Annotated in this window: 7 protein-coding genes; 3 read left to right on the top strand and 4 right to left on the bottom strand. The window is 53.4% G+C overall.

Annotation, left to right across the window (positions count from 1 at the left end; genetic code table 11):
• Positions 1-6 precede the first annotated feature (6 nt).
• Together K3757_RS08925 and K3757_RS08920 are read right to left on the bottom strand one after the other, a co-directional pair.
• Positions 7-1,455, bottom strand: coding sequence for an amidase (locus tag K3757_RS08925; protein ID WP_260001110.1), 1,449 nt, complete (start codon positions 1,453-1,455; stop codon positions 7-9).
• 390 nt (positions 1,456-1,845) lie between these two features.
• Complete coding sequence (locus K3757_RS08920; RefSeq protein WP_260001109.1) at positions 1,846-5,895, bottom strand: PEP/pyruvate-binding domain-containing protein; 4,050 nt, start codon at positions 5,893-5,895, stop codon at positions 1,846-1,848.
• A 228-nt stretch (positions 5,896-6,123) separates the two neighbouring features.
• Here K3757_RS08920 and K3757_RS08915 point away from each other — a divergent pair, with 228 nt between their 5' ends.
• Positions 6,124-7,017 carry a PhnD/SsuA/transferrin family substrate-binding protein gene (locus K3757_RS08915; RefSeq protein ID WP_311201755.1) on the top strand — a complete coding sequence of 298 codons (894 nt, stop codon included), beginning with the start codon at positions 6,124-6,126 and terminating at the stop codon, positions 7,015-7,017.
• A 21-nt stretch (positions 7,018-7,038) separates the two neighbouring features.
• Positions 7,039-9,306, top strand: coding sequence for a response regulator (locus tag K3757_RS08910; RefSeq protein WP_260001108.1), 2,268 nt, complete (start codon positions 7,039-7,041; stop codon positions 9,304-9,306).
• 703 nt (positions 9,307-10,009) lie between these two features.
• On the opposite strand, the gene K3757_RS08905 is transcribed toward K3757_RS08910, so the two are convergent.
• Both K3757_RS08905 and K3757_RS08900 read right to left on the bottom strand, forming a co-directional pair.
• A complete protein-coding gene (locus tag K3757_RS08905) occupies positions 10,010-10,753 on the bottom strand; it encodes an RlmE family RNA methyltransferase (RefSeq protein WP_260001106.1) in 744 nt (247 codons plus the stop codon).
• Entirely contained in the window at positions 10,753-11,874 is a 1,122-nt protein-coding gene (locus tag K3757_RS08900; protein ID WP_260001105.1) for a Ppx/GppA phosphatase family protein, read from the bottom strand. The genes K3757_RS08905 and K3757_RS08900 overlap by 1 nt, the downstream gene beginning before the upstream one ends.
• A gap of 264 nt (positions 11,875-12,138) precedes the next feature.
• Between K3757_RS08900 and K3757_RS08895 the strand changes: the two genes are divergently transcribed.
• Complete coding sequence (locus K3757_RS08895; protein ID WP_260001103.1) at positions 12,139-12,435, top strand: virulence factor; 297 nt, start codon at positions 12,139-12,141, stop codon at positions 12,433-12,435.
• The last annotated feature ends 2 nt before the right edge of the window (positions 12,436-12,437 follow it).

Genomic DNA, 12,437 nt, shown 5'->3' with positions numbered 1-12,437 from the left:
CTCAATCTATGCAAGATATTCCGCGAGCAGTGATGGTCTATGGTGGGACCATGGCGCAGCTTGCTCAAGTTCTGCGCACAGGGCAATCAACGTGGCATCTTCACCAAAAGCAGCAGCCAGATGTATCCCCACGGGCAAGCCGTCGGTTGTCCAATGCAAAGGAACAGATGCCGCAGGCTGACCACTGGCGTTGAAGGTCGCGCAGAATGGTGAATATTCGAAAACACCACCCGGCCCCACGCGGTAATTGGCGTAGTCTTCCCGTTCGTGGGTAAAACGGCCAACAAGCGCTGGCGGCTCTGCCAATGTGGACGACAGAATGATGTCGTAATCGTCAAAAGATGCAGCCATTTCACGTCCGTAAGCGTGGATTTTGTTGACCGCCGCCAAATAGTCTGCGCCAGAAATCCCCCCTGCGTAGGCCAAAGCGCCTCTTGCCACGCCCTGAATGTCACCTTGGCGCAGGTCGCGGCCTTTTGCTTTCGTCACATTCTGAATCCAAAGCGCTGTCCCACATGCTACAATCTTGGTCCAGGCGTGCATCATGCCTTCGTGATCGGCCTTGGGACAGGCAGGCGTGACGTGATGGCCAAGCTCTTCAAGAATTTTTGCAGTTTCGAGAACGGCCGCCCGACATTCATTATCAATGGGGGCGCCGGTAAATGTGGTATCACAAACCGCAATCCGCAGACGGCGCGGAGGACGTACAATGGCCTCCGAATAGGATGTTTCCATCATTGGGGCAACATAGGGCGCGCCTGAATCCGGCCCCGCGCACGCATCCATCATCGTTGCATTATCACGCACCGAACGTGTGAGGAAACCGTCTATGGCCATGCCGCCCCAACCCTCACCGGACATGGGCCCGTCCGGAAACCGCGCGCGGGTTGCTTTGAATCCAAACAAGCCGCAGCTTGATGCTGGTATCCGCACTGAACCGCCGCCGTCTGATCCATGCGCCATTGGCACAATTCCTGCTGCAACCGCCGCCCCCGATCCCCCCGAAGACCCACCGGAAGTCCGCGAGACATCCCACGGATTCCGTGTCGGACCATCGTAAACGGCCGCCTCAGTCACAGGGCCTATGCCCCCCTCTGGCGAAGTTGTCCGACCGAAGGTTACAATACCCGTCGCCCGCATGCGCCGATATATTTCACTGTCATAAGTGTATCTGGTGTCTCGCAGCAGATTTGATCCGCTATGAGAGGGAAAATCCACGGCTTCAGCCCCGAGATCCTTCATCAGAAATGGAACCCCCTTAAAGGGACCCTCCGGCAAACCTGCCTTGATCGCCGCGCGCGCGACCTCTTCCTGTATCAAGACAACTGCATTCAATTTAGGGTTAAATACAGACACCCGAGCCAGCGCTTCATCAAGCAGTTCAGACGGCGAAACCGCGCCCGATGCCACTTGCGTTGCCAAAAATGTCGCATCATCCTGATAGCCGGATCCCATCTGAGACCTCCATCTTGGGGGTTCGAGCCTCTTTGAGCGGTTTGAATACCCACATCAACAGGAGGCCTCTTGCATACATGATACTCGGTACACGTTTCCGGGCAACACCTTAGAAACAGTGACAGCAGAGGATACTAAAGCGCTACCTGCTTTGCAGCTGGCGGCGGCAATATGCCGGCAACTCTCGCTCAGGAAACGCTGATGATTTGGATCGTTGCATCTACGCCCTTTGGTCTGATGTATCCTAACGTGCGCTTCAGTAACCATTCCTGATTATTGGGATGGCACTGTATTTCTTCACTCCACCCGGTGGTCTGATCGGTTGAGTGAACAGGAATTTCCAATCGGGGCTGATCCCCGGATTTGAGGGATCAGCCGTTGGCTTCGGTTTCAGGCAATCTTGCGTGCGGGTGCCCTGCCCGCTTCTGTAACGGTGATTGTTCCGTCCGTGCCGACCGCAGCGATCATTCCGGTCTGCAAGGACTCCAAACCGCTGCACCTTACGTGCATCAGAATATCTTTCTCACGCGCCACAATCGCCATGTGGCTCAACCAGCCTCCAATCTCGCTCAACACCCCGCCAGACCGCTGCACAAAGGGCAACCAAACCGGATTAACCATTCGGCAAACAATGATATCGCCATCTTCAAAGCCCGAGAACGCAGTAGCGCCCATGCCGGTGTCATCGTGAACGACGAACACCCGACCAGACACATTTTGGCTTCCGGAAACACAGACACCCCCAAGGGCGCCCTGCCCTTGAGCCCCTTGCACAGCAGCCTCAGCGGACAATATTTCACAATCACGTAAAGTCAGCGATACAGGTTTGAGCGCGTGTTTCGAAAGCTGCGCAGCACGATCCTTTCGGTTCTGAGCAATCTCTTTCAGCACCTCGATGTCAGCCCTTCCGGCAGTGAGAAGTTCATCCATCTCAAGATAGAAAACCAGATCAAATAGCCCCGTTGCCTGAGAAAATGCCAGTATAGCCCGACGCATTTCAGCGATGATCTTAAGCGCCTCATGCTTGGCTTGTTCTTTCGCGTCTTGCAACGCGATGGCCAGATCAACTGGGGTCTTGGGACCGTGTGCCAGTGCAGAACGGCCCTTGATCTCAACAGGGTTTGCCCCCTTTAGCAATGACCACAGCATCTCAGGCGCTTCAGCGTATCTCGGGGTGCTGAGTTCATAATCAAAGATGGCCCGATGCCCCATCAGCCTCATCAAACGGTCTTTTTGCTTGTCGCCCGCGAGATCGCCGCATGCATTGATGAGACTGTTCGGAGTATGGTGCAAAACGGGGTGCATCAGGCGGCTTTGCGCATCTGCATTATCTTTCGCAAAGGCTTCGGCTTCATTCATCGTAAAACCAGCCAGAATATTGATCTTTTCGGCCTCGACGTAGATCTCGCGGACGAATTTAGTCTCCAGTTTCTGTATGCAGCTAATGATAATGTCTGGCGGCATCGCGGTGAAATCCACGGCCTGCCAAAGCGCCAGATCGTTTTCCAATGTCGGCATTGTTTCATTCCGGAACGCGGCGACCACGCGGATGGCATTCTTACGCATCTCCCGCGCTTTGGATTTGCCAAGGCGCAATGCCATCGATTGTTTTAAGCTACTATCCACAAATGTGCGGCCAAAGAGGTTGATCAGATGGCCAGGCCGACCTTCAGGCAGGTTGTAATTAACCCCAAGCTGTCGGCAGGCGATGTCTAAACTGCCGCCCGGTGCCCAAAGTCGCCCCATCAACGAGAAAGACAAAGGCGTCGGAAGCGGAAGGACCTCTGACATTTCGTCTTGCTCAAGGATCACCTCATCCGGCTCAGCGTCTTTGTACATGTGCAAGATACGTTCCCACTCCTCCACCCTGACCATTTCCGCGGTAGTTCCAGTTTTCAGTGTTGTGATATCGCGGCTTTGTACGATCTGGAAAGCGCCATCAGCGTAGGCCCATTCGATGTCTTGGGGGCAACCGAAAATTGTTTCGATCTTTTGGCCAAGCGATAATAAAACCTCCAAATTAATCGGCGGAGTTTCCTCGCTAAAGGCCGTGTGCGTGTGGCGCCCGAATTGCAGGCTCTGCGGCGTCACCCTGCCAGAGACCAAATCCTCACCGCAGCCCTTGACCAACTCAACCATCATCAGACCTGGTGCCTTGGGATCTTGGGTAAACAACACGCCGGCATATTCGGCACGTACCATTTGCTGAACCAGTACATTCCCGTCATGGCTGGTTGGCCCCGAGCGATCATAATCATTCGCACGCTCAGCCGAGAAAGACGCGATGACCGCATCCAAAGCGCTGCGCATCCCTTCATGGCGGACATCCAACACACTATCGAACACTCCTGCAAAGCTTTGATCGGCCCCGTCTTCGCTTGCGGCCGAGCTTCGCACAGCGCAAGGTTTCTGCCCAACCATGCGCCAAATTTTCATCGCGAATTCGTCCTTTTGGCTGCCTGAAAGACGACCGTAAGCCCTGATCCCACCGGAGCGAATAACAAGACCATCCGGAACCGGCAGACCCGCATTCTTCAGCACAGAAAGCCTGTAGGACTTATTGCCGCTTTCGCGCAGCGCAGACGTGTGCTCAAGAAGGGAAACACCGATAGGCAGCTTGCGCGAGGGTAGATCATGCCAAAGGCTTTTGACCTTGTTTTTGAGTTCGGAAAGAAGACCGGTGACATATGCACGCTGGATCAGCAAAAGCGTGAGGCTGGCACAGAGGTAAATGTTGCCCGCCGCACTTAGCCGGAAAACCAACCCGAACATCAGCGGTGCACCAATAACCCACCACAAAGCAGCCTGCCGACCCGTTTTCGCCACTGCCCAGTGCAGATAAATCCCCGCCAATACCGCAAACAACAACGGCAGCACAAAGGTCCCGTCGGGCTGCCCCAAAGACTGCACCCACAGGAAGGGCGCATTGATTTCCAGGCTCGCCTTTTCGGTCGCGCTTAGACCAAGCATCATGACAGGCAAAAACAGCAACGCCGCAAGGTTGCGCATCGGGGTCAGCCCCTTATCCCCGTAAAAGCGCTGTATGGCGCGGGCTTTTCTGGCTGGATCGTCTTTCAACTTCTCTTTGAGCAGTTTCAATTCGTCGGACGAAGTTGAAGTGATCATCTGATCCCGCTCCGACTTTAGCGCGATGGGCAGAACAAGCATCCGGGACAAAAGCGACAGGGTAAAAAGGGCAAGCACAAAGTGCGATCGCTCTGCGATCCAGACCAACCCCTCCGCTAATCTGGCGACCGCTTTCTGCCAAAGTGTCACCTGCTGCTCAGCTTGCCACTGTTGGACATGTGGCTTGGGCTTGGGCGCGACGAAATACTCCCAAGGGGTGGTGTAGCGACCCCGGAAATCAATGCCCGCTTCGTTCATCTCAAGCGCTAGAACCTGTGACATGAAACAGCTGCGACGGTCGTAGCAAGCCGCAACCGTTGGCTTGTCTTGCAACTGGGTAATCCGGTTTTTCAATTCCTCCGTTGGCAAAGCACGAATTGGAATGTTGATCGCATCCGGCAGGTGTCCAACAGAAAAATCGCCGGGATAGCGGGTATCAACAATCTGGAGGTTGCCCGCCTCTATTAGGCTTTTGAACTCTGCCGTGCCCAACAGTTTTTCTTTGTTCGGATAGTCTGGAATGGCACGCAAATCGGATAAGGATTGCACATCTTTATCGCTGAATTTACGCCCCTCCACGATCCACTTTTCGATACCACCCGCAATAAAACGACAATCAATCCCCCGTGCGGCCAGTTGCGCGCAGATTTCACCACTGCGGTTGCCGTTGTGACAGAACAACACAACTTGTTTCCCTTCAAGAGGGATGTTGGACTGCATGAAATCAGGGAACCGGACATGACGCGCGCCCGGCAAGGTTCCCATGCGGTGTTCACCGGTTTCTCTCACATCAAAGAATAGCGCAGATGAGGCGCCCCCTGACCCATCCAAGAGTTCCTGCGCCTTTTTGGTTGTGACAGCCAGCGGGTTTCGGGATTGCTGACCAAAGCTCGCCTCTTTCAGATCGGGGTCCTGAATGCTGGTTCCATCAAATTGCGCCGGCCTGACAAGTGTGGCTTGAAGATGCGCAAGCTCATTTGCCTGCTGTGTGCGGTACTGCCAGATATTCGCAGCTCCAAGGACCAACCCGATCAACAAAAGTACCATAATCAAACGGAGGGGAAAGCGCCCCTGTCCGCGCCCCGTTGACGGATTGAAGCCGAACCGCTTGGCAATCAGCGCGCCAGCCCCCGTCACCGTTGCAATTCCCACCGCAAAAACCTGCGACAAAGAAGAAACCGACCCGATGATCAATTCCGGAGACGGTATGGCAAATGCGATATTCGGAGCAAAAAGCATAAGAAGGAGCCCGATCGTTCCGATCTGAGGCCGCATATATACGGCAAGCCGGTTTTGTGTGTCTTCTTGTGCCATGTTCGCCCCGTCTGGTTACCTGAATGCAATCAGACGATAAGAGGCAAATTTTCTTTACAAATAATTTACATACAATTTTTTTGATCAATCCAAACGCCTCCCTGACCACCGAAGGTCCTTAGAAAATCACATCGGGCATTAACGAATAATTCTTTTTGATCTGCCACGAATTGTCCGTCATTTCCGGCGATGCGTCCCCAAACGTTCCGCCAAACTATGAGGGCCACCATGAATAAAATTTCTGCAAAACTGCTTGGGTTTGTTGTAAAGGCGCAGAAGCATGCATCACATTGGGCATGCGTTACTGTGACTGTCATTATTGCTACTATGGCGACGTCGGCGACGGCAGAAATCAACCTGACCTTCGGCAGTTACGCCGCTGACAAGCCGACTTATACGGTCAAGATGTACCGCCCTTTCCTGCAGTATCTGGCACAGGAAATGACCAAAATTCTTGGTGAACAGGTCAACATCAAGATGCGGATCACGAAGGAATACGAAACAAGCATCGACCAGCTTGCAAATGGGGAAGTTGACTTTTCCCGGTTTGGACCGGCCTCCTACATCACCGTTTTCGAACGTGAACCAAAAATACAGATCATCGCAATCGAGTCCAACAAAGGAAGCAAGCGGTTTAAAGGGGCCATAGCTGTCCATGCTGACAGTCCGATTCAATCCCTGTCGGAACTGAAAAATAAAAGCTTCGCCTTCGGCGATCAGCTCTCAACTATCGGCCGGTACCTGGCACAAAGTCATCTTCTTGACGCTGGTATCAGTAGCAAAGAGCTTAGCGGGTATGACTATCTTGGTCGTCACGACCGGGTTGGCGCTGCGGTCGCTGCTGGTAGGTTTACCGCCGGTGCTCTGAAGGAAAGCACCTTGTCGAAGCTCATCCGTTCTGGCGTTCCAATCAGAGCAATGCACGAGTTCGATAATGTCACAAAACCATGGTTGGCTGCTGCGGGCATGGACCCGGACGTCCTTGCCGCAATCCGTGAAGTTATGTTGGAACTAAAGGACGCCGAGTTGTTGGGCGACATCGCCGAAGACGGCTTTCTGGAAGGCTCGGACGCGGACTATGACATCATCCGTCAGGCCATGAAGCACAGCAAAATGTTTTAGATCAGCTGATTGGATGAGCACATGAAGAAAATGGGTATATACACCCAGATTGCTGTTTCAATGACCTGTGCTGCGGCAATCGTGGGGTTCCTTATTGAGGGCTACGAACGCAGAGCAGAAATCAACCGGATGAACGATGATCTTCTGGCCCAAGCTGATCTGACAGTCTCTTTGATCAGCGGCTTGATGATAGAACCGATCATTGTCCAGGATACGCCTGTCCTTGAATCAGCCATCAGCGAAGCTCTTTCAAGCAACGGGAAATTGCTTTCTCTCATCATTAAAAACGATTCCGGTGGCGTGATCGCACAAGCGGAACGTGATGGAGCAGCAGATGACGCGGCGTTCCGCCGCTTCAAGCGTGATATCATCGTCGAGGGGGAAGCATTCGGCGTTATGGAGATCGATTGGTCGACCGCTGAAGGACAGGCATTGATAAATTCAAAGGTAAGTCGCACGCGTTACATTATCTTGATCGCAATCTTCACCCTTTCTGCTGTCTTTCTATTGCAGATACATTTCCTGATCATGCGTCCCCTGCGGAATATTCACGAACGGATGTCTGCCGCCATTGCGGGTCAAGCCCACGCAAGAAGGCCGATCGCATCATTTGCGTCGCATGAATTCAAAGCGCTCGACCGATCCGTGGACGTCTTGCAACGCAGTTTCTCTGAGCGCGACGAACGCGAGCGGGCGCTTGAAATCGAACGCGAAAACTCCGACAGGGCAAACAAGGCGAAATCTGATTTCCTTGCCAACATGAGCCACGAAATACGCACGCCAATGAATGGCGTGATTGGCATGACCGAACTCATGCTGGAAACCGAGCTTGATGAAGATCAAAGAATGTACGCTGAAACAATATCCTCATCAGGATCGGCGTTGCTGGCAATCATTAACGACATCCTTAATTTCTCAAAAATAGAAGCCGGGAAAACAGTACTGGAGCCTGCTCCTTTTGATCTGCAGGCCACAATTGGCGACGTGGTGACCTTGCTCTCGGCAAAAACCAGAGAAAGCTCTGTCGAGGTCGTATTGCGCTATGATCCTGAACTGCCGACCGTTTTCGAAGGGGATGTTGGTAGACTTCGGCAGGTGCTGACAAACATCGTAGGTAACGCCGTCAAATTTACGCTTGAGGGATATGTCTATGTGGATGTTACAGGCGTGAAAAGTCCGGGACATTACGATCTGGAAATCAAAGTTGCAGACACCGGGATTGGCATTCCAAATGACCGGATAGATCAAATATTCAATGCGTTTGAGCAGGTAGACAGCTCGCGGAACCGGCAATTCGAAGGCACCGGCCTTGGATTGGCTATTTCATCGAAGCTGTTGGTACTGATGGGCGGTCGGATAACGGTAAAATCGGAAGGAGAGAGAGGATCGACTTTCGCTATAGAACTGCCGTTGCATACAGCACCAGAGATTCCGCCCAGTACAAACAATATAACTGTGCCACTGAGAGGTTTGCGCGTTCTTGTTGTGGATGATCTGGAGCTTAATCGTAAAATCCTGTCGGAGCGGCTGGCAAGCTGGGACATGGTTTCCGTCCTTGCCTCGTCTGGTGCCGAAGCACTAAAAATTCTTGAGCGGACAGAGGAAAAGTTCGACTTGATAATTCAGGATTATCAAATGCCACAGATGAATGGTGAAGAACTTGCATGTCGCATCCGAAGCTTGGCTTCGTATAAAGATACCCCTCTCATAGTTTTGTCATCCATTGACCAAGCCATGAGCATCTCCATCAAGTCGAAGTACAGCCCATGCGAATTGCTCCTTAAGCCGGTTCAATCAAAAAGCCTTCGGGCAGCAATCGTCCAGTCGTTGCAGGTAAATCCCAACAAACCGCGTCATGTCAAATTGCCCAACGTGCTCAACAATCCCACAGCACCTCTGAAAATACTGGTGGCAGAAGACAATAAGACGAACCAGTTTATTGTGAAGAAAATGATGGCTAATTCCTCCATGTCCTTAACATTTGCCGACAACGGTCACGAGGCCTTGAAAAAATTCGCTGAGATCAGACCTGATGTTGTCTTCATGGACGTATCGATGCCTGAGATGGACGGGTTGGAAGCCACACAAGCCATCCGCAAGCTCGAGACGGAAATGACCTACCAACATTGTCCGATTGTGGCCTTTACGGCAAACGCCCTGCAAGAGGATGAGGAACGCTGCCTAGACGCCGGGATGGATGGTTTTTTATCTAAACCAATCACGAAAAAAGCACTCTTGGCGACAATTCAACATTGGACGGCACCACAGGCTCGGGCGATCAACTCATAATCGTCCGTATGTCAGAAATTCATTTGCCAGCTGATCCCGGGAATCCGGAAAGCGGCCTTTTCCATACATTGAGACACGCATCGCTGACTGCTCCAACAGATCCTTCATCATTGCACAGATGGAAGATAGACGGACTGCTTTGACCAAAATATTCCTATGGCACCCAAATAGACTTTGCGCAATTTGCATTGAGCAACCCAGTCCCTTCCTTAAGCTTAAGTCTTTCGACCAGTATCACTTTACTACTGCACCGTAAGTGTTGGCATAATCTCTATATCCCCAATCACGACAGGACATCGCCCCACACTATCACACTATGCTGAGTATAGGCTCCGTCGGTAGTAGAAGATTTTTCTCTATCGGAATTCGACTTCTTGGCGCGGATTCTTGTTTCACATGAACCGCGCCACTTCAGCCATGGCACGATAGTTCCGGAGAACCTCCTTACAGCAGAGGTATCATTGAATTTGCCCTTCATGGACACCTAGCTGTCGCTATAAAGCAATGTCGTCTGATGCCCATGCAATGAATTTCAATTGCCTCCAACAGCGTGACAGGCGCGCTCTTGATCAACTTGGTCGCCTAGTCATTTAAGAAGTACGAAAGCGCGCAAGCTATGCGGCCGACACTATCGTTATGACCGTCAATATGCTGCGTCAAATCGCACCAAGAGAACCGTATCGACCCGTCCGATCCCGCAAAATCACTCTGCCTCTGGCGGCTCCGCATCATCGGCCTTAAAGCCGATCGCAACGACGAACTTCTCCGAACTGTCCTGACGGCTCGACGGCGGTTTGTAGTTGGCAACCTTGCGAAAGCGCTTCTTAAGCAGCTGTTGCAGTTCACCCTCCGCGCCGCCAGCCAGAACTTTGGCCACAAATGTGCCGCCCTCGTCCAGCACGTCAAAGGCGAAATAGGCCGCCGCTTCGCACAAAGCGATGATGCGGTTGTGGTCGGTCTGTTTGTGGCCCGAAGATGCAGCCGCCATGTCGGACATAACCACATCCGCACGACCACCCAGCCATTCCTTAACCTTCAGGTCCGCGTCGTCTTCCATGAAATCAAGCTGGTGAATCTCGCAGCCGGCAATCGGCTCCATTTCTTGCAAGTCTACAGCCAGAATGGTGCCGCGCGATTTGCCGCCTTTTTCACCCAGTACGTTGCAGCGTTTGACCGCCACCTGACACCAGCCGCCCGGAGCAGCCCCTAAGTCAACAATCCGTGCGCCCGGGACCAAGAACCGGTACTTGTCGTCAAGCTCCATAATCTTGAATGCCGCGCGCCCGCGATAGCCTTCGGCCTTGGCGCGTTTGACATACGGATCGTTCAACTGCCGCTGCAACCAGCGGGTCGAACTAAGCTTGCGTCCGCGCGCAGATTTCACTTTTACCTTAAGGTCACGCTGTCCGCGCCCTGATATATTCTTTCCTGTCGGCGTCTTGCCCATCAGAATGTTCCTTCTTCAAGCACGCCGTCCGCGCTCATTTGTGCATATAAAAGGCCTTCGCGTAGACCGCGATCCGCAACGCTTAGCCGGTCTGTCGGCCAACAGCGCATCAGCGCCTGCAAGATGGCAGCGCCTGACATAATCAGCGCAGAGCGGTCGTGCCCGATGCACGGATCAACCCGCCTGCCCTCTGGCCCCATGGCGAGGTATTTGTGAATCACCTTGTCAATCTGCTGGCTGGTCATGCGCAGCCCGTCCACTTTGGTCCGGTCATATCGGCGCAAGCCCAAATGGCTTGCCGCCACTGTCGTGACTGTACCCGACGTTCCAACAATCTGAAACCGTTCTTGCGGTTGTGCGGATTGATAGGGAGTAAAGTCGGTCAGGTTCTCTTCAAAAAACCAGCTCATTAACGCAAAGCGCGCTGCATCATCTTCTACGTCAGAGAACTGGTCGCGCAGCGTCGCCACCCCCAGCGGCACACTGATCCAGTCAACCACCCGCGCGGCCGGAATATCGGTCGGGGCTTGCACAAATCCATTATGCAGCCGCATGATCGATTGGGCACGGTCCCGCTTGGGCACTTTAGAGATGTCGATCCAGACTAATTCGGTCGATCCGCCACCGATGTCCACTACCAGCAGGTTTTCCGTTTTCGGACTGACCAAGGGCGCGCAAGAGATCACAGCAAGCTGGGCTTCCTGCTCTGGCGCGATAATGTCCAGACGCAACCCCGTTTCACGGGTCACGCGGCGCATAAAATCATCACCGTTAATGGCGCGGCGGCAGGCCTCGGTTGCGACAAGGCGCATGCGTTTGACTTTATTGCGGCGGAGTTTTTGCTGGCAGATGCGCAATGCCTGAATGGTACGCGTCATTGATCCGCGCGACAATCGCCCGGTCTTCTCAAGCCCCGCGCCAAGCTGGACGGATTTCGAGAAACTATCCACCACATGAAAACCACCGCCCTTTGGTTGGGCAATCAACATGCGACAGCTATTTGTGCCCAGATCAAGGGCCGCATATAGGTCGTTCGATCTGGACGAAACTGGCGCGGGGCTCAGAACCGTCGGTTTTGTTTGTTCGAGCGCGCCCGCACCTTTGGAGCGCTTTGGCGCCATGGTATGCGCCTTTCATTACGAGTTGTCCCCACGATACGTCTTGCGCGGCTCTGGCGCAAGCACCCGCGAGCGACAAAGACCACCGATTTTAATCAAGCGCATGATCTTCATGCGGGGAATGGGCATTCGCACCCCTCGCGGCACCAAGTGCCGTGGGATATACAAAGGTCGCGGATGGTGCCGTTATTGTCGAAAACGACATTCGTGCAGTGCCCCCCATCCGCTAGAGAGATTGAAACGTAATGCAGGTTGGAGGAATCGCGCATGGCTGAAGTGGTTGTGGTCTACTGGCGGGATATTCCCGCGCAGGTCATCGTCGGCAAAGGTCGGCGCGGCGAAAAGCGCATTCTTCCGGAACGCTTTGAGCAGGCGATTGACCGCGCTGCCATGAAGGTTGGCGCGGAAGATACCGATGCCTATCTGGCCGAATGGCGCAAAGCAGACCCTTATACCGTTGAAGGTGATGACGCTGCCGCGGCCGATGCCGAAGCTGCCCGTCTGGACCAAGAGTACGATCGCGACCGTATCAAATCATTGATTGCAAACGATGGCTGGGCCTGATC

This window comes from Sulfitobacter sp. S223 (genome assembly GCF_025143825.1).
Classification (GTDB): domain Bacteria; phylum Pseudomonadota; class Alphaproteobacteria; order Rhodobacterales; family Rhodobacteraceae; genus Sulfitobacter.
Note: the sequence above shows the minus strand (reverse complement) of the source record. Positions and strands in the feature narration are given on the sequence as shown.